Source organism: Amycolatopsis sp. WAC 01376 (genome assembly GCF_003947415.1).
GTDB lineage: Bacteria > Actinomycetota > Actinomycetes > Mycobacteriales > Pseudonocardiaceae > Amycolatopsis.
On record NZ_QHKL01000009.1, the window covers coordinates 244,066 to 260,544 of the forward strand.

The 16,479-nt window shown below is 69.1% G+C and carries 19 protein-coding genes; 12 read left to right on the plus strand and 7 right to left on the minus strand.

Annotated features, from left to right (window positions below):
• Nucleotides 1-149 precede the first annotated feature (149 nt).
• The 3 genes from DMH03_RS36600 to DMH03_RS36610 all read left to right on the plus strand — a co-directional run bounded on the left by DMH03_RS36600 (nucleotide 150) and on the right by DMH03_RS36610 (nucleotide 3,488).
• The gene (locus tag DMH03_RS36600; protein ID WP_125796570.1) at nucleotides 150-2,012 is read left to right on the plus strand and encodes a glycoside hydrolase family 9 protein; all 1,863 of its coding nucleotides are present in this window, start codon (nucleotides 150-152) and stop codon (nucleotides 2,010-2,012) included.
• Between the two features lie 112 nt (nucleotides 2,013-2,124).
• Nucleotides 2,125-2,910 carry a TIGR00730 family Rossman fold protein gene (locus DMH03_RS36605; RefSeq protein ID WP_125796571.1) on the plus strand — a complete coding sequence of 262 codons (786 nt, stop codon included), beginning with the start codon at nucleotides 2,125-2,127 and terminating at the stop codon, nucleotides 2,908-2,910.
• On the plus strand, nucleotides 2,910-3,488 hold the full coding sequence (locus tag DMH03_RS36610; RefSeq protein WP_125796751.1) for a TIGR00730 family Rossman fold protein: 579 nt from the start codon (nucleotides 2,910-2,912) through the stop codon (nucleotides 3,486-3,488). Before DMH03_RS36605 ends, DMH03_RS36610 begins: the two co-directional genes overlap by 1 nt.
• Nucleotides 3,489-4,027: 539 nt before the next feature.
• Here the strand turns inward: DMH03_RS36610 and DMH03_RS36615 are convergent.
• Nucleotides 4,028-4,702, minus strand: coding sequence for a 1-acyl-sn-glycerol-3-phosphate acyltransferase (locus DMH03_RS36615; protein ID WP_125796572.1), 675 nt, complete (start codon nucleotides 4,700-4,702; stop codon nucleotides 4,028-4,030).
• Nucleotides 4,703-4,753: 51 nt separating this feature from the next.
• Between DMH03_RS36615 and DMH03_RS36620 the strand changes: the two genes are divergently transcribed.
• On the plus strand, nucleotides 4,754-5,659 hold the full coding sequence (locus tag DMH03_RS36620; protein ID WP_125796573.1) for a glucosyl-3-phosphoglycerate synthase: 906 nt from the start codon (nucleotides 4,754-4,756) through the stop codon (nucleotides 5,657-5,659).
• Here the strand turns inward: DMH03_RS36620 and cydC are convergent.
• From cydC to DMH03_RS36640, 4 genes are read right to left on the minus strand one after another with little or no spacing between them, the layout of a single operon-like run.
• The gene (cydC, locus tag DMH03_RS36625) at nucleotides 5,645-7,198 is read right to left on the minus strand and encodes a thiol reductant ABC exporter subunit CydC (protein ID WP_125796574.1); all 1,554 of its coding nucleotides are present in this window, start codon (nucleotides 7,196-7,198) and stop codon (nucleotides 5,645-5,647) included. The genes DMH03_RS36620 and cydC overlap by 15 nt on opposite strands.
• Nucleotides 7,195-8,754 (minus strand): thiol reductant ABC exporter subunit CydD, encoded by a 1,560-nt coding sequence (gene cydD / locus DMH03_RS36630; RefSeq protein WP_125796575.1) that lies wholly within the window; start codon nucleotides 8,752-8,754, stop codon nucleotides 7,195-7,197. The genes cydC and cydD overlap by 4 nt, the downstream gene beginning before the upstream one ends.
• Before the next feature lie 9 nt (nucleotides 8,755-8,763).
• A complete protein-coding gene (locus tag DMH03_RS36635; RefSeq protein ID WP_125796576.1) occupies nucleotides 8,764-9,756 on the minus strand; it encodes a cytochrome d ubiquinol oxidase subunit II in 993 nt (330 codons plus the stop codon).
• 3 nt (nucleotides 9,757-9,759) lie between these two features.
• Complete coding sequence (locus DMH03_RS36640) at nucleotides 9,760-10,938, minus strand: cytochrome ubiquinol oxidase subunit I (protein ID WP_125796577.1); 1,179 nt, start codon at nucleotides 10,936-10,938, stop codon at nucleotides 9,760-9,762.
• 140 nt (nucleotides 10,939-11,078) lie between these two features.
• On the opposite strand from DMH03_RS36640, the gene DMH03_RS36645 reads away from it, so the two are divergent.
• From DMH03_RS36645 to DMH03_RS36675, 7 genes are read left to right on the plus strand one after another with little or no spacing between them, the layout of a single operon-like run.
• Nucleotides 11,079-11,405: a helix-turn-helix transcriptional regulator gene (locus DMH03_RS36645; protein WP_016331437.1), complete on the plus strand. Its 327-nt coding sequence runs from the start codon at nucleotides 11,079-11,081 to the stop codon at nucleotides 11,403-11,405.
• On the plus strand, nucleotides 11,402-12,064 hold the full coding sequence (locus DMH03_RS36650; protein ID WP_125796578.1) for a permease prefix domain 1-containing protein: 663 nt from the start codon (nucleotides 11,402-11,404) through the stop codon (nucleotides 12,062-12,064). The genes DMH03_RS36645 and DMH03_RS36650 overlap by 4 nt, the downstream gene beginning before the upstream one ends.
• A complete protein-coding gene (locus tag DMH03_RS36655) occupies nucleotides 12,061-12,714 on the plus strand; it encodes a permease prefix domain 1-containing protein (RefSeq protein WP_125796579.1) in 654 nt (217 codons plus the stop codon). Before DMH03_RS36650 ends, DMH03_RS36655 begins: the two co-directional genes overlap by 4 nt.
• Entirely contained in the window at nucleotides 12,711-13,385 is a 675-nt protein-coding gene (locus tag DMH03_RS36660; RefSeq protein ID WP_125796580.1) for a permease prefix domain 1-containing protein, read from the plus strand. The genes DMH03_RS36655 and DMH03_RS36660 overlap by 4 nt, the downstream gene beginning before the upstream one ends.
• Complete coding sequence (locus DMH03_RS36665) at nucleotides 13,382-13,684, plus strand: DivIVA domain-containing protein (protein ID WP_125796581.1); 303 nt, start codon at nucleotides 13,382-13,384, stop codon at nucleotides 13,682-13,684. The genes DMH03_RS36660 and DMH03_RS36665 overlap by 4 nt, the downstream gene beginning before the upstream one ends.
• Nucleotides 13,681-14,130, plus strand: coding sequence for an SRPBCC family protein (locus DMH03_RS36670; protein ID WP_125796582.1), 450 nt, complete (start codon nucleotides 13,681-13,683; stop codon nucleotides 14,128-14,130). Before DMH03_RS36665 ends, DMH03_RS36670 begins: the two co-directional genes overlap by 4 nt.
• Complete coding sequence (locus DMH03_RS36675; RefSeq protein ID WP_125796583.1) at nucleotides 14,123-14,692, plus strand: DNA-3-methyladenine glycosylase I; 570 nt, start codon at nucleotides 14,123-14,125, stop codon at nucleotides 14,690-14,692. Before DMH03_RS36670 ends, DMH03_RS36675 begins: the two co-directional genes overlap by 8 nt.
• On the opposite strand, the gene DMH03_RS36680 is transcribed toward DMH03_RS36675, so the two are convergent.
• Together DMH03_RS36680 and DMH03_RS36685 are read right to left on the minus strand one after the other, a co-directional pair.
• On the minus strand, nucleotides 14,689-15,177 hold the full coding sequence (locus DMH03_RS36680) for a hypothetical protein (RefSeq protein WP_125796584.1): 489 nt from the start codon (nucleotides 15,175-15,177) through the stop codon (nucleotides 14,689-14,691). The genes DMH03_RS36675 and DMH03_RS36680 overlap by 4 nt on opposite strands.
• A 109-nt stretch (nucleotides 15,178-15,286) precedes the next feature.
• A complete protein-coding gene (locus DMH03_RS36685) occupies nucleotides 15,287-16,081 on the minus strand; it encodes an enoyl-CoA hydratase-related protein (RefSeq protein WP_125796585.1) in 795 nt (264 codons plus the stop codon).
• Nucleotides 16,082-16,276: 195 nt separating this feature from the next.
• Between DMH03_RS36685 and DMH03_RS36690 the strand changes: the two genes are divergently transcribed.
• Complete coding sequence (locus tag DMH03_RS36690; protein ID WP_005155393.1) at nucleotides 16,277-16,444, plus strand: DUF3117 domain-containing protein; 168 nt, start codon at nucleotides 16,277-16,279, stop codon at nucleotides 16,442-16,444.
• Nucleotides 16,445-16,479: the final 35 nt, after the last annotated feature.

Consider the following 16,479-nt stretch of genomic DNA (forward strand, 5'->3'; position numbering starts at 1 on the left):
GGCTGAGCTGGACGGATACCCGCCAACAGGGTTCGGATCCGGTGAGTTCCTCCCGGCGAAACGGACATATTGACTGGTGGTGTTCCGGGCGCTAGCGTCCTGCGTCATAAAAAGGAAAGTTTCTTAACTAATTCTGGAGCGGGGCGCCGATGATGGTGAGTTCCTGGTCCCGGGCGGTGGCCGCGGTTTCGGCACTGGTCCTCGGGGGTTTGACGGTTCCGGCGGTTTCGGCCGCGGCGGCGGTACAAGGTGAGGTCCGGGTCGACCAGGTCGGCTACGGCATCACCGAGACCAAGCACGCCTATCTCCTGTCCAGCGCGCCGGGTTCGTTCTCGGTGATCGACGAACGCGGCCGGACCGTCCATCGTGGACGGACCGGTGCCTCGCTCGGCGCGTGGAACGCGAAGTACCCGGCGGTGTACCAGCTCGACCTGTCGAGGGTCTGGCTGCCGGGCAAGTATCGGATCGAGGTCAGCGGCGAGACCAAGGCGACCTCGCCTACGTTCCGGGTGGACACCAAGAACCGGCTCTTCACCCCGCTGGTCCGCGCCACCAACGAGTTCTTCCAGGCGCAGCGCGACGGCGACGACATCATCCCCGGCCGCCTCGACCGCAAACCCTCGCATCTGGCCGACAAACAGGCCACGGTCTACGAATGGCCCGCGTTCGGCGGTGAATTCGGCGACGAGATCACCGAACCGCTGAAGCCGGCAGGCGGGCCGATCGACGTCGAGGGCGGCTGGGTCGACGCGGGCGACTTCGTCAAGTTCACCTCGAACACGGCGTACTCGCTGGCGGAGCTGGGATACGTGCTCCGCGAGGGCCACGACCCGGCGCTGGCCAAGGAGGTCAAGCTCGGCCTCGACTGGCTCGACAAGATGTGGGACGAGAAGAGCAAGACGCTCTACGCCCAGGTGGGAATCGGGACGGGGAGCGACAAGTTCGGCTTCCTCGGCGACCACGACGTCTGGCGGAACCCGCACGACGACGACCCGCTCGACGTGAAACCCGGTGACCCCAAGTACTTCGTCAAGCACCGGCCGGTCTTCCCGGCGAACCCCGGCGGATCCGGGCTCAGCCCGAACCTCGCCGGCCGTGTCGCCGCCGCCTTCGCGCTCGGCGCCCAGGTCGAGGCGAAGCGGAACCCCGCGCTGGCAAGGGAATACCTCGCCGAGGCCTCGTCGGTCTTCGCGCAGGCCAAGACCGAGAACGTCGGCGAACTGGTCACCGCGTTCCCGCACGCGTACTACCCGGAGTCGTCCTGGCGGGACGACATGGAACTCGGCGCGACGCAGCTGGCCCTGGCGGCCAAGGCCCTGCGTGACCCGCGGTCGGCCGACTGGACGCGGCAGGCGGCGCACTGGGCGAAGGCCTACATCGACCTCGAAGAGAAGAGCACGCTCAACCTGTACGACACCAGCGCGCTGGCGCACGCCGAACTGGCGAAGCTCCTGCGGCACGGTGTCCCGGGTGCCGCGCTCGGCCCGAAGGAACTGATCGGCGACCTCCGCCGTCAGCTCGACGAGGGCGTCGCGAGCGCGGCTCAGAGTCCTTTCCGGACCGCCGTCTCGGTGAAGGAATTCGACGCGGCCAGCAAGAGCTTCGGGTTCGCCGCGACCGAGCGGCTGTACGCCGACCTGACCGGTGACCGCCGGTACGCGGCGTTCGGTTCGCAGCAGCGGAACTTCACCCTCGGCGCTAACGCCTGGGGCATCTCGCTGGTCGTCGGCGTCGGCACCACGTACCCGAGGTGCCCGCACCACCAGGCGGCAAACCTCGCCGGCGAGGAGAAACTGCTCTACGGCGCCGTCGTGAACGGCCCCAACGGAGCGGAGAACTTCGAGCACATGGAGCTCCCGCCCGGTTCGAAGGACTGCAGGAAGCCATTCGAAGCCTTCGACACCCCCGAGGCCCGCTACGCCGATGACCTCGCGTCGTGGCCGAGCAACGAGCCCGCCATCGACTTCACCTCGACGGCCATGCTCGCGTTCGCGCTGACCGGACGTTCCTGAGGCGTGATCGCGGGGCCCGCTTTCCGGCGGGCCCCGCGTTCGCGTAGCCGACAACTCCTGTTCGCGGCGATGCCGCCGCTCCGGACGGTGACGACGTCGTAGGCTTGGCGGGGTGAGTGAGACAAGCGAGTTCCCCGACGGCCAGTACCCGGAACGTCCGATCGAGCGCCACAAGGGCCCGGTCGTGCTGCGGCGGGATCGCCGTGACCAGGGCAGCACCACCGACCAGCGCCTGCTGGACTCACGGGGGCCGAGCGACTGGGTGCACACCGACCCGTGGCGCGTGCTGCGGATCCAGGCGGAGTTCGTCGAAGGCTTCGGTGCGCTGGCCGAGGTTCCGCGCGCGGTGACGGTGTTCGGTTCGGCGCGGACCAAACGGGACCACCCGGAATACGAAGTCGGCCGCAAGATCGGCGCCGCACTCGCGACCGCGGGCTTCGCGGTGATGACCGGCGGCGGCCCCGGCGCGATGGAAGCGGTCAACCGCGGCGCCAACGAGGCGGGCGGGTTCTCCGTCGGCCTCGGCATCGAGCTGCCGTTCGAGCAGGGCCTGAACCCGTGGGTCGACCTCGGCGTCAACTTCCGGTACTTCTTCGCGCGGAAGACCATGTTCATCAAGTACTCGCAGGCGTTCATCTGCCTGCCCGGCGGCTTCGGCACGCTCGACGAGCTGTTCGAGGCGCTCACCCTGGTGCAGACGAAGAAGGTCACGAAGTTCCCGGTCGTGCTGTTCGGCAGCGAATACTGGGGCGGCCTGTACGACTGGATCGCCAAGACGCTGCTCGCCGAAGGCAAAATCGGTGAGAAGGACCTCGACCTGCTGCACGTCACCGACGACATCGACGACGCCGTGCGCGTCGTCCAGGAGTCGTACCAGGCATGGGAGGACACCCACTGATGGCGGCGCCGCGCCGGGTTTGCGTCTTCTGCGGCTCTTCCATGGGCTTCGACCCGCGCTATGCCGACGAGGCGCGTGCGCTGGGCACGTTGCTGGCCTCGCGGGGGATCGGGCTGGTCTACGGCGGTGCGTCGGTCGGGACCATGGGCGTCGTCGCGGACGCGGTGCTCGCCGCGGGCGGCGAGGTGATCGGCGTGATCCCGGAAGCACTGGGCAGCGTCGAAATCGCGCACGCCGGCCTGACCGAACTGCACGTCGTCGCCGACATGCACCAGCGGAAGGCGAAGATGGCCGCGCTGTCCGACGGCTTCCTCGCGCTGCCCGGCGGTGCCGGGACGCTGGAGGAGCTGTTCGAGGTCTGGACGTGGGCGCAACTCGGACTGCACGAGAAGCCGATCGGGCTCGTCGACGTCGGCGGGTACTACGCGCCGCTGCTGAAGTTCGCCGACCACATGGTGTCGGAGGGCTTCCTGTCGGCGGGGTACCGGGACATGCTCTCGATCGACTCGGACGCTTCGGTGCTTCTGGACGCCTTCGCGGACTACGTGCCTCCTCCGCGACCCAAGTGGACTAAGTAGGGGTTAGGTGGTGAGTGGCTGGCGTTTCGGGTTCTGGTGGACCTGTATTTGCCTACCCACTGGATGCTGATGTGGGTGAGCGGGGAAGATTCCGGACGTTCAACGTCCCGAATCTTCCACACTCGAACGCGCCGCCGCTGACGCTTCACATTCGCCCTGGTCAAGTGTGGGTAAGCAAATACCGGTCCGCTCTAACCCGAAAAGCCACTCACGACCACCACGACCGGGCTCCTGCTGGCGCTGCTTCGGTCCGTGAAGGGCCCCCTTGAGGGACCCAGAGTCCGTGAGGGCCTCCTTCACTACCTTGAGGGTAGGGAAGGAGGCCCTCACGGCACTCCACCCAGCCGACCGTGCCCGAAATGCGCCAAAAGTCCCTGAAGTCACACTCGCGTGTGCAATGAAAGGCTCTTTCCTTGCAAAATTTGCAAGGAAAGAGCCTTTCATTGCAGTAGCGAGGCAGCGGCGGCGCAGCCGCGAGGCAGGGAGCCCGAGCAGCGGAGGAGCAAGGGACCTTTGCTATCGCCCCGCCCCCCCAACCGTCAGGCAGCGCTCTGATCAGGCCGTTTGTGGTACGAGTCGACGTACTCCTGCCCCGAAAGCTCCAGGATCGTGTACATGATCTCGTCGGTCACCGAGCGCCGGATCGCCGGCGACGAGTCCTGCCCCTCATACCGCGAGAAGTCCAGCGGCGAGCCGTAGGTGACGGTGATCTTCGCCCGCCGCGGGATGCGCTTCCCGGCGGGCTGCAGGTCTTCGGTGCCGGAAAGGGCGACGGGCACGACCTTCGCGCCGGTGGCCAGCGCCAGTGCGGCGACGCCGGTGTGGCCGCGGTGCAGCCGTCCGTCCAGCGAGCGGGTGCCCTCGGGGTAGATCGCGAAAGCGCCGCCCGCGTCGAGCACCTTCCGTGCCGCTTCGAGCGCGGCGAGACCGGCCTGCGCGTTGCCGCGTTCGACCGGGACGTAGCCGAGGCCGCCCAGGAAACCGGCCATCAGTTTGCCCCTGATCCCGCGGCCGGTGAAGTACTCCGCCTTGCCGAGGAACTTGACCTGCCGCATCGCCGTGAAAGTGATCACGCCGGTGTCCAGTGCCGCCCGGTGGTTGGGTGCCAGCAGCACCGGCCCAGTGGCGGGAATGTTCTCCACGCCGCGGATCTCGGGGCGGTACAGCGCCCTGACCAGCGGGCCCAGCACGAATCGGACGAGTAGCGGTAGCAAGGTTCCTCCATCGACAGGGTGTCGGACTCCAGCATGGCACGATCACTACTCATGAGTTGGTTCGAGCGGCGCACCTGGCAGAACCCCGAGTGGACGCTCGACGACATCGTCGCTGCGAAGGGTGACCGGACGGTTTCGGTCGTGCTACCGGCGCTCGACGAAGAGGACACAGTCGCCGAGGTCGTCGGCACGGTCCGGCCCATGCTGGGCACTGTCGTCGACGAGCTGGTGGTGATGGACTCCGGGTCCACCGACGCCACCGCCGAACTCGCCGAGCGCGCCGGCGCGCGGGTGGTGCACCGCGAGGACGTGCTCCCCGAGCTGCCGCCGGTGCCGGGCAAGGGCGAGGTGCTGTGGCGGTCGCTGGCCGCGACGACCGGTGACGTCGTCGTGTTCCTCGACTCCGATCTCGTCGACCCGGATCCGGCGTTCGTGCCCACGCTGCTCGGGCCGCTGCTCTGCGAGGACGGCGTCCACCTGGTCAAGGGGTTCTACCGGCGGCCGCTGCGGCTGGAGAGCAGCGGCGGCGGCCGGGTCACCGAACTGCTGGCGCGACCGGTCCTCTCAGCGCTGCGCCCGTCGCTCTCGGGACTCATCCAGCCCTTGGGTGGCGAGTACGCCGCGACGCGCGAGTTCCTCGAGTCAGTGCCCTTCGCGGCCGGGTACGGCGTCGAGATCGGGCTCATCCTCGACGCCGAAGCGCGCTACGGCCTTGAAGGGCTCGCGCAGGTCAACCTCGGCGTACGCAAGCATCGCAACCGTTCGCTGCTTCAGCTGGGTGTGATGGCACGCCAGATCCTCGGGACGGCGCTCGCGCGCTGCGGCATCAAGTCCGACGATCCGGCCCAGCTCACCCAGTTCGCGCAACTAGGTGACGAATGGCTGCCGGAGGTGGCCGAGGTGTCGGTGAGTGACCGGCCGCCGATGCGCGACCAGCGCGGTTTAACCGAGTCGTAGGACCTCGTCGAACCCGGCCACCTGCGACTCACGATGCGTCACCAGGACGACGGTCCCGCGTGCGGCCGCGAGCACGTTCGCCAGGACGGCGTCGCCGTGCTCCTGGTCCAGCCCTTCGACAGGCTCGTCCAGCACGAGCACCGGTGGCGCGGCCAGCACCGCCCGCGCGAGCACGAGCCGCTGGCGCTGCCCACCTGACAGCGTGTCGCCGTCGGAGCCGACTTCGCGGTCCAGTGGCAGGTCGAAACCCGCCGTCGCGCATGCCGAGAGCAGCTCCGAGTCAGTGGCGCCGGGCTTCGCGAGCAGCAGGTTTTCCCGGACCGTCGTGTGGAAGACGTGCGCGTCCGCGAGCGCGCCGGAGACCACCGTGGGCAGCAGCGCCGGGTCGTACTCGTCGAGTGCCCTTCCGTTCAAAACGGCACGTCCGGACGTCGGCGCCACGGAACCCAGCAGCACGTTCAGCAACGTCGTCTTCCCGGCCCCGCTCGGCCCGACGATGCCGACGCGTTTGCCCGGCGGCAGGTCGAGGTCGACGCCGTCCAGCGCCGGGGCCCTGCCCTCGAAACGAACGCCGACCCCTTCGAGCCGCAGGTGCCCCGGCTCGGGCACCGTGGTTCCGCGTGCGGGCGGCGGTTCGGTCAGCAGTGCGCGCACCCGCGCGGCCGACGCGCGGACCTCGACCCAGCGCTGGGCGGCCGCGGTCAGCGGGAGGACCAGCTCGAACACGGCCAGCGCGCCCAAGGCCAAGGCCGCCGTCTGCGGCGGTGAAACCCCGGCCGTCAGCGCGATCGTGACGCAGGTCAGCAGCTGGACGAGGATCCCGGCCGCGGTCAGCAGGCTGGTGCGGTTGGCAGTCGCCCGGTCCCTCGAAGCGAGGGAGTCGACAGCGGTGTGCGCGGCGTCCACAGTGGACTCATGCACGCCGTAGGCGATCAGCTCGCGTCGCCCGGTGATCAGCTCGACCGACCGTTCGGCGAGGTCGGCGCGTGCCGGGGCGCTCTTCTCCGCGGCCGCGCGGGTGAACCGCACGCACAGCCACGGCAACCCGATCCCCGCCACGGCGAGCCCGAGCGCCAGGACGAGCCCGGCCGCCGGGCTGACGATCAGCGCGATCGCGGTCGACACCGAGCCCACGAACGCGGCGACCCCGGCGGGCAGCAGGCACCGCAGGATCGCGTCCTGCACGGCGTCCACATCGGACACGAGCCGCGTCACGAGATCACCACCGGAATGCCGGGAGACCCGGTGCGGCAGCAACGACGTGTACACGCGGGTCCGCAGGGCGCCGAGATAACGCAGGACGACCTCGTGCCCGGCCAGCCGTTCCGCGTACCGCAATCCGCCGCGCAGCAACGCCAGCGTCCGGACGGCGACGATCGCCACCGTGAGCGACGCCAGCGGCGGCTGTTCGGCCGCCTTCAGCAGCAACCACGCGGCGGTCGCCATCAACGCCAGCCCGGCCAGTTCCGCCCCGGCCCCGATCAACCCGGCACGGACCAGCCGCACAACGTCCTTTGTGGACACACCCCAGACGTTCACACCAGTTCCAATTCTCTTACGGCGCCCTCGTGGACTTCGAGGACGCGGGTGGCCAGCGCGACGATCGCGGGCCGGTGGGCCACGAGCACCGCGGTCCGGCCGGTGAGCAGTTCGCGGGTCGCGCCGAGCACGGCCGCCTCGGTTTCCGCGTCGAGCCTGGCGGTCGGTTCGTCGAGCAGCGCGAGCCCGGCCTCCGTGCGGGCCAGCGCCCTGGCGAGGCCGAGCCGTTGCCGCTGCCCGGCCGAGAGCGGCGCGCCGAGCTCGCCGATCCGCGTCCGATAGCCGTCGGGCAGGCCGCGTACGACCTCGTCGAACGCCGCCGCGCGGGCCGCGGCCTGGACGTCCGGCACCTGGCCCATGGCGATGTTCTCCTCGACGGTCCCGGTGAACAACGTCGGCCGCTGCGGCACCCAAGCCGTCCCGGCCCGCCACCGCGCCGGGTCCAGTTCGCGCAGGTCGACACCGTCGACGAGGACCCTGCCGGAAGTCGGCGTGACGAAGCCCAGCAAAACCGCCAGCAGCGTGCTCTTCCCGGAACCACTGGGCCCGACGAGCGCGACGTGCTCACCCGGCTCGATCGTCATGTCCACTTCGGACAGAACGGTCTCGTCCCCGTACGCGACGCTCACCTTGTCCAACACGATCCGCGGCGCACCGCGGCCGGCCACCCGCGAACCGCCGGCGACGTCCTCCGTGGGGACGGCCAGCGCTTCCCGCAGCGTGGCGAGCCCTTCCGCGCTGGCGTGGAACTTCGCCCCGGCCGCGCGCAGCGGCAGGTACGCCTCCGGGGCGAGCAGCAGCACCAGCACCGCGGTGTGCACGACCATGCCGCCTTCCAGCAGCCGGAAGCCGATCGGCACCGCGACCAGCGCCACCGAAAGCGTCGCCACCAGTTCCAGTACCAGCGCGGACAGGAACGCGACGCGCAACGTGCGCATCGTCGCGTCCGTATGTGCGTCCGCCATCGCCCGCACCGTCTTCGCCTGCGCCTCGGCGCGGCCGAACACCTTGAGCGTGCCGAGTCCGCGCACGACGTCGAGGAAATGCCCGCCCAGCTTGGAAAGCAGCGACCACTGCTTGGCGGTCTTCGCCTTCGTGTGCTGTCCGACCAGGATCGCGAACACCGGGATCAGCGGCAGTGTCGCGAGGATGATCAGCGCCGACGAAAGGTCCGCGGCGAACAGCCGGACGAGCACCGCGACCGGCACGATCGCCGACAGCACCACCGTCGGCAGATAGCCGGTCAGGTAGGCGTCGCTCGCATCGATTCCCTTGGTCACCAGTGTCGCGACCTCGCCGGGGTTCTCCGCCTCCGCACCGAGAAGCCGTTTGCGCAGCCCGGCTTTGACCGTCGCCGCGAACCGGCCGCCGAAGGAACCCTGGACGCCCGCGAGCAGCGCCCGCACCGCGATGGCGGCCACGAGCGTCCAGGTCACACCGCCGCCGGTGAGCAGCGTCGCGAGGCCGTCCGCCTGGACGAGGATCGCCGCGGCGGTCAGCGTGCCGAGGACGGCCAGTACACCGAAATGGCGTCGCAATCCGGGAAGGGGAGGCATCTGGGGCTCCTAGAAGTGCAGCAGCGAACGCTGGTCGACGCGGTCGTCGTTCCGGCGCCAGGTCACCCACTGCACGGCGGCGATCGCCAGCAGCGCGGGCGGCAGGACGACGGTGAGCAGGCCGAGCATCTCGGTGCTGCTGGCCGCTTCCGTCAGGGTCAGTGAGAATCCGCCGTCCACGGAGGACACCAGGGCGTCCGGCAGGCGCAGGGTTCCGACGGCCAGCACCGGCGACGCGGACAGGGTCATCGTGGCGACCAGCGCCGTCTTGTGCCGCCCCGCGCGCAAAGCCGCGTACGCGAAGCCCAAGGCACCGAAGGCCAGCACGATCGCGGGCAGCACGGTCCACGACGCGGTGGTCTCGAAGGCACCCCAGCCGACAGCCACGACCAGGAACGCGAGCGACGGCGCGAGCAGCGCCTTGGCGATCCGGTTCGCGCGGGCAGTGAACTCGGCGGGTGCCCGCACGGCGAGGAAAGCCGCCCCCTGCAAGGCGAACAGCGCGACGAACCCCGCACCCCACAGCAGCGCGTACGGATCGAACGAGGCCAGGACACCGCCGGTCGGTTTCCCGGCCGCGTCGAGCGGGAGCCCGAGGACGAGGTTGCCGAGGAACACGCCCCACGACACCGCCGTCACCCACGCGCCGACGGTGATCGCCAGCGTCCAGGCACCGCGGCCGGCGTCCGGCCGCCTGCTGCGCAACTGCACCGCCGCGGTGAACGTGACAAGGCCGAGCAGCAGGGTGACGACCGGGAGATACGCCCCGGAGAACACTTTTCCTTCCAGATGCGGGAAAGCGCCGAAGAGGACGCCGACCGCGGCCACCAGCCAGACTTCGTTGGCCAGGAAGAACGGGCCGAACGCGCCGAGCACGCGCCGTCGCCCGGCCTCGTCACGGCCGATCCTGCCGAGCAGCATCCCGACGCCGTAGTCGTAGCCCGCCAGCGCGAAATAGCCCGCGGTCAGGAAACCGAGCACACACCACCAGAGGATCACCATCGGTCAGACTCCGCTCAGGACGGGAAGTTCGGTGCGAGGCATGGCCGCCTCTTCGACGGGTTCCGGGCCGCGTTTCGCGACCCGTGACATCAGCACCCAGTCGGCGATCGCCAGCACCAGGAACAACAGCGTGAAAGCGATGAAGGAGAACAGGATCTGGCCGGCCGGGATCGACGCGACGGCGTCGGCGGTGGTCAGCTGCCCGCGGATCAGCCACGGCTGACGGCCGATCTCCCGCACCAGCCAGCCGAGGATCGCCGCGACGAACGGCAGCGGGATGGCCAGCACCATCACGTACAGCAGCGGCCGCACCTTGGTGATCCAGTTCCGGAACAGCAGCAGCGTGCCGAGGATCGAGGCGAGGAAGGCGATGAACCCGATCTGGATCATGAAGCCCAGCGAGACACCGACGAGGGGATCCGCTCCTGCCAGCTTGTCGGGGTGGTACTCCCCGAGCGGGCCGAACTGGGCGAAGCCGAAGCCGATCACCAGCGTGCTGCCGATGAGCGAGGTGAGCACGCCGATCCGCATCGAGCGCCGGAAGAACTCGATCTCCGTGGTGCGCTTGATGAAGTGGTACGCGCTGACGCCGACCACGAAGAAGCCGCCGGTCATCAGCGCCGCGCTCAGCACGTGCGGCAGTGAGGACACGAGTGCCGGGTTGGTGAACAGCGCGCCGAAGTCGTCGAGCTTCAGCACGCCGTTTTCGTTGTGCGTGCCGACCGGGTTCTGCAGGAACGAGTTGGCCACCATGATGAACAGCGCCGAGGCGTAGGCGGTCAGCGTGACCAGCCAGATCAGCGTCAGGTGGACCCATTTGTTCAGCCGCCCCCAGCCGAAGATCCACAGCCCGAGGAAGGTCGATTCGGCGAAGAACGCCACCAGCGTCTCGATGGCCAGCGGGGCGCCGAAGACGTCGCCCGCGACCGCGGACAGGCCGGTCCAGGTGAGTCCGAACTGGAATTCCATCACGATTCCGGTGACGATTCCCAGCGCGTAGTTGATCACGTAAAGCTTGCCCCAGAAGCGAGTCATCCGCGTGAGTTCCGGCTTGCCGCCGAACGCGGAGCGTGTCTGCATCACCGCGACGAGTGTCACGAGCCCCAGTGTGAGCAGCACGAACAGGAAGTGGAACGAGGTCGTCGTCGCGAACTGGAGTCTCGCGATCGGGAGTGCGTCCATGTCGAAGCACTGTATACGTAGGCTGGCTACATGTAGCCACTAAATCTATGAAATCGGGGTGATCTCGGGGACATTCCCTGAGGCCGGTCCGGGAAAGTCCCCGCTACCCTGATATGCGGCGATGTGTAGACTGTCTATCTATGAAGGCCGACAGCCTGCGCGGGCACCTCGACGCGTTGCTCCTCGCCGTCCTCGACGGCCGGAAGCTGCACGGGTACGCCATCATCGAGGCGCTCCAGCTCCGCAGTGACGGTGCGCTCGACCTGCCGACGGGCACCGTGTACCCGGCGCTTCGCCGGTTGGAGCGCGCCGGATACCTCGCCAGCGAATGGGACGTCGTATCCGGCCGCAAACGTCGTACGTACAAGCTCACCCGCTCCGGGCAGAAGGCACTGGCGGCGGAACGAGCGGAGTGGCAGGAGTTCACCACCGTGATCGGTGGTGTCCTCGGGGGGAGCACGGCATGAGCGCGATCGACGGCTACATCGGCGACCTGGGCAGACGGTTGAACGGGCCGGCGAGAGCGAAGGCCGATCTGCTCACCGAGGCCAAGGACGGTCTGATCGACGCCGCCGAGGCGTATCGCGAGGGTGGCGCCGAGGAAGCGGAAGCCGAACGCCGTGCCGTCGCCGACTTCGGCCCGGCCACCGTGATCGCCCGTGATTATCAGGCCGAACTGGCGTTGCGCGGCGACATCGGCACCCTGTGGAAGGTCATCGTCGGTGTCCCGCTGTTCCAGGTGGGCTGGGAGCTGGCGCGGGTCTGGACGTACGGGGACTGGGGCAACGTGGCGGAACCTCCTGGGTGGTACCTGTCCGTCGTCGATCTTTCCGGTGTCTTCGTCGTGGCCTCGCCCGTGATCGGCGCGGCCGCGCTGCTGGGCGCCCGGCGGCTGGGCCGCAGGCTCGACGGCACGCGCCTGGCGCGTTTCGCACGCTGGACCCTAGTCGCCGCGGCGATCGCGAACCTCGTGGCGATGCTCCTGCTCGCGGTCGGCACCGTGGTCCTCGACCCGGCCAGGATGAACATGAGCCTGGCCTGCAACGTCCTCGCGGTCGGCTGGGTGGCGTTCAGTGTCTGGCTGCTCCCGCACGTCTTCCGGTCCCGTCCCTTGCTCGCCGCATGAGCGTCATCGAGGCCTACATCGGCGATCTCGACGGCCGGCTCCGCGGGCCGTCGGCGGCGAAGGCCGACCTGCTCACCGAGGCGAGGGACGGTCTGGTCGACGCGGCCGACGCCTACCTCGCGGGCGGTGTCGACGAGACGGAAGCCGAACGCCGTGCCGTCGCCGATTTCGGCCCTGCCGAGCTGATCGCACGTGACTATCAAGCGGAACTGGGGCTGCGGCGCGACATCCGCGTGCTGTGGGAGCTGATCGCCGGTGTCCCGCTGCTGATCCTCGGCTGGGATCTGGCGCGGGGCTTCGGCGACTGGTCGCGGCTCGGTGCACCGCCTTCCTGGTACCACAGCGCGATCGGCACGGCCGACACGCTGGCGGCGCTGTCCCCGGCCGTCGCGGTCGCCGGGCTGCTCGCGGCACGACTGCTCTCGCGGCGGACGGCCGGTCCGCCGGTCGCCCGCGCGGTCTCGTGGACGCTGGCCGCGGCGGTGGGCTTGAACCTCGTCGCGGTCTTGACGTACGGCGGCGCGACCGGGCTGCTGGAACCGGCCCGCCTGTTCGTCAGCCTGCCGTGCGCGGTCCTGTCCGGAACCTGGATCCTGTTCAGCATGCGGCTCACGGTCGCCGCGAGGAATTTCGGGAGAACCACGGCATGACGGTGATCGAGGCCTACGTCGGTGAGCTGCGCGCCCGGCTCGACGGTCCGGCGTCGGCGAAGCGGGATCTGCTGCGCGAGGCGCGGGACGGGCTCAACGACGCGGCGGACGCGTACCGCGACGGCGGCTGGAGCGAGCACGACGCGCAGCGGCGCGCCGTCGCCGACTTCGGCCCGGTGCACCTCATCGCCCGGGACTACCAGGCCGAACTGGGGATGCACAGCGGCACCCGCACCCTCTGGAAACTGATCCTCGGCGTGCCGCTGATGCAGCTCGCCTGGGAGTTCGCCCGCAAATGGACGTTCGGGGACTGGTCGCAGCTCTCGACGCCGACCCCGGGCTGGTACCTGTACATCGCCCAGTTCGCCCACGGGTCCGTGTTCATCGTGCCGGTGCTGGGGGTGATCGCCCTCGTCTGCATGCGCTGGCTCTCCCGGCGGATGGACGGTGTCCGGCTGGTCAAGACCGCCGGCGTGCTGATCGGCGAGGCCGTCGGGCTGAACCTGCTTTCGGTGGGGATGCTGGTGATCGCGACCGGGGTCATCGACGCGTCGAGGCTGTTCTTGTCCGTGCCGTGCGGGCTGCTGATGTTCCTCTGGGTGGTGGTCAGTGTGCGACTCGCGTTGCTGGCGCGACGATCCTGGCGTTCGTGTGCCACGATCGTGGCGTGACGACCGCCCTGATCTATCTCGTAGTCATGCTGCTGGTGGCCGCCGTGGTGTTTCTGCTGGCCGCCGTGGTGTTCGGCCGGGGCGAGGAGCTGGCCCCGCTGCCGCCCGGCAGCTCGCCGACCAGGCTGCCAGCCGACGACATCACCGCCGAGGACGTCCACGCCGTCCGCTACCAGATGGTGCTGCGCGGCTACAAGATGTCCGAAGTGGACTGGGTGATGCGGCGGCTCGGCGTCGAGATCGAGGACCTGCGGGCCAAGGTGGCCGAACTGCAGGCCGAGCGTGAGGGCGCCAGGTGACGGATGTCGTCGTCTCCGTCGACGTCGCGGTACCGGCCGGGACGGCTTGGCTCGCGCTGACCGACTGGGAACGCCAGGGCGAATGGATGCTCGGCACCGAGGTCAAGGTCGTCGAGGGCAACGGGCGCAGTGTGGGCTCGAAGCTGTCGGCCTTCACCGGCGTCGCCGGCATCGGGTTCACCGACACCATGGAGATCACCAGCTGGGAGCCGCCGCTGCGCTGCGTCGTGCGGCATCTCGGCAAAATCGTGCAGGGCACCGGGGTCTTCCAGGTGATCGAGAAGGGGCCGCATTCGTCGACGTTCGTCTGGGCGGAGCATCTGCGGCCGCCGTTCGGCGTCGTCGGACGGCTCGGCTGGCCGGTCGCGAAACCGGGTTTCGAACTGGGACTGCGGCTGTGCCTGCAGAAATTCGTGAAATACGCGGAGGGGTACCGGGTTGGCTGAGGCGGGTCTGCTGGGCGCGGACGGGATCAAGCGGTGCTCGTGGGGCAATTCGGCCCCGGATTACGTGGTCTACCACGACACCGAATGGGGCGTCCCGCTCCACGGCGACGAGGAGCTCTACGAGCGCCTGTGCCTGGAGTCGTTCCAGTCCGGGCTTTCCTGGATCACGATCCTGCGGAAGCGGGAGTCGTTCCGGAAGGCGTTCAAGAAGTTCAAGCCGAAGAAGGTCGCCGCCTTCACCGACGACGACGTTTCCCGGCTCATGGAAGACGCTTCGATCGTGCGGAACCGGGCCAAGATCCTGGCGGCGATCAACAACGCCAGGGCGATCGAGGAACTCGACGGTTCGCTGGACGACCTCCTGTGGTCGTTCGCGCCCTCGCGGCATAAGCGGCCGCGCACGATGGGCGACGTCCCGGCGACCACCGACGAGTCGAAGGCGATGGCGAAGGAACTCAAGAAGCGCGGCTTCGTTTTCCTGGGGCCGACGACCTGTTACGCGCTTATGCAGGCGACAGGGATGGTCGACGACCACGTGAAGGACTGCTTCCGGGCCGCTTAGATCGCGCGGGCGTGGAGGTCCTCGGCCAGCCGTTGGAGCGTTCGGTAGGTGCCGTCGAACTCGATCACGCCACCGTCACGCAGTTCGATGGTGCATCTCGCGACGTAGGCGAAGGGGACGACGTAGCTGAACCGAAACTCGGTGCCCTGGTAACGCACTGAGCGGACTTCGGCCCACGCGATCGCCTGCCGGACCTTGCGTCCGTAGACCTCCGCGAAACCGCCGGTGAAGACGTAGAGACCTCCGTCGAGACGTTTCCGCGTCAAGGCACACCACCAGAGGAAGAGCGGCGGCCACACGAACAGGGTGATGGCCAGCGCTCCGGTCATGTCGCCTTCGCGGAGCCCGAGCGCGAGAGCGCCCGCTAGTGGCGCGAAGGCGAAGAAGGTCCCGATGGCGCCCGGCCTGCGGCGGTAGCGGCGGACGCAGTCACCGAGGTCGCGCTCGGCGGCTGTCGCCTTGAGGTGGGGCGGGGTCGGGATCACTCCCGGACGCTAGTCGCGGCTGTTCGGTACCGGTCCCGGGCGCGCTATGAAGGACGCTTTCATTGCAAAATTTGCTATGAAAGCGTCCTTCATTGCACGTCGCGAGGGGTTACTTGCCCTGGAAGTCCGGCTTGCGCTTGCCGACGAACGCCTCGACGGCCTCGGTGTGGTCGGCCGTCGCGCCGAGCGCGGTCTGGGCCTCGTCCTCGGCCGCCAGCGCGGTTTCGAGAGACGACTCCGCGGCGACGGACAGGACGTTCTTGATCTTCGCGTACGCGACCGTCGGGCCGGCCGCGAGCTTCGCGGCGACCTTCTGCGCGCGGGCGGCCAGTTCCTCGTCCGGGACGACTTCGCCGACCAGGCCCAGCGTCAGCGCCTCGGCGGAGTCGACGGTGCGCGCCAGCAGCATCAGCTCGGCCGCGCGGCCGAGGCCGATCAGCCGCTGCAGCGTCCACGACGCGCCCGAGTCCGGGCCGAGGCCGACGTTCGCGAACGCCATCAGGAAGTTCGCCGACGTCGCGGCGATCCGGAGGTCGCTCGCATAGGCGAAGGCCGCGCCCGCGCCGGCGGCGGGGCCGTTCACCGCGGCGATGACCGGCTTCGGCATCCCGACGATGGTCTTGACGATCGGGTTGTAGTGCTCCTTGACCGTGTGTAGCGGCGCCGGGTCACCCGCCTGCAGCAGTCCGACGTGCTCCTTCAGGTCCTGCCCGGCGCAGAACGCCTTGCCCGAACCGGTCAGCACGACCGCGCGGACACCGTCGTCGGCCGCCGCCTCGGTCAGGCCCGCCAGCAGCAGTTCCTTGAGTTCGACGGTCAGCGAGTTGTACGCCTGCGGCCGGTTCAGCGTGAAGGTGCGCACGCCATCGGCGTCGGCGGTCAGCAGAACGTCGGATGTGGTCACGGGATCTCCTAGTCGGCGAAACTGCGGTCTGAGAGGAGTCTTTCAGCCTCGCGAGCCGCATACCAGCACCGATACGGCGGCAAAAGATCGGTCCGCGTTCGCGCTCGGCCGCTGATGAGGGACAATGGACAGTAGACCCGGCTGGCTTTGACGAGCGCGACCCGGGCGCGCCGGTTGAGACGGAGGGAGCACGCTATGGCGGCCATGAAGCCCCGGACCGGAGATGGTCCCCTCGAAGTGACTAAGGAGGGGCGGGGCCTCGTGATGCGCGTACCACTCGAAGGTGGTGGGCGCCTCGTCGTCGAACTCTCCGCGGAAGAAGCGAAGGATCTCGGCGCGGCCTTGCAGGAGGTCACCGGCTGAGCCGGACCGCACCACCGTTCAACCACCCGCACCCC

Bases quoted from the DNA above. Each gene is read 5' to 3' on its own strand.
- DMH03_RS36650 (WP_125796578.1), top strand. From the start codon at position 11,402: ATGAGCGCGATCGACGGCTACATCGGCGACCTGGGCAGACGGTTGAAC.
- DMH03_RS36645 (WP_016331437.1), top strand. From the start codon at position 11,079: ATGAAGGCCGACAGCCTGCGCGGGCACCTCGACGCGTTGCTCCTCGCC.
- DMH03_RS36620 (WP_125796573.1), top strand. From the start codon at position 4,754: ATGAGTTGGTTCGAGCGGCGCACCTGGCAGAACCCCGAGTGGACGCTC.
- DMH03_RS36600 (WP_125796570.1), top strand. From the start codon at position 150: ATGATGGTGAGTTCCTGGTCCCGGGCGGTGGCCGCGGTTTCGGCACTG.
- DMH03_RS36640 (WP_125796577.1), bottom strand. From the start codon at position 10,938: ATGGACGCACTCCCGATCGCGAGACTCCAGTTCGCGACGACGACCTCG.
- DMH03_RS36635 (WP_125796576.1), bottom strand. From the start codon at position 9,756: ATGGTGATCCTCTGGTGGTGTGTGCTCGGTTTCCTGACCGCGGGCTAT.
- cydD (WP_125796575.1), bottom strand. From the start codon at position 8,754: ATGCCTCCCCTTCCCGGATTGCGACGCCATTTCGGTGTACTGGCCGTC.
- DMH03_RS36655 (WP_125796579.1), top strand. From the start codon at position 12,061: ATGAGCGTCATCGAGGCCTACATCGGCGATCTCGACGGCCGGCTCCGC.
- DMH03_RS36610 (WP_125796751.1), top strand. From the start codon at position 2,910: ATGGCGGCGCCGCGCCGGGTTTGCGTCTTCTGCGGCTCTTCCATGGGC.
- DMH03_RS36690 (WP_005155393.1), top strand. From the start codon at position 16,277: ATGGCGGCCATGAAGCCCCGGACCGGAGATGGTCCCCTCGAAGTGACT.
- DMH03_RS36660 (WP_125796580.1), top strand. From the start codon at position 12,711: ATGACGGTGATCGAGGCCTACGTCGGTGAGCTGCGCGCCCGGCTCGAC.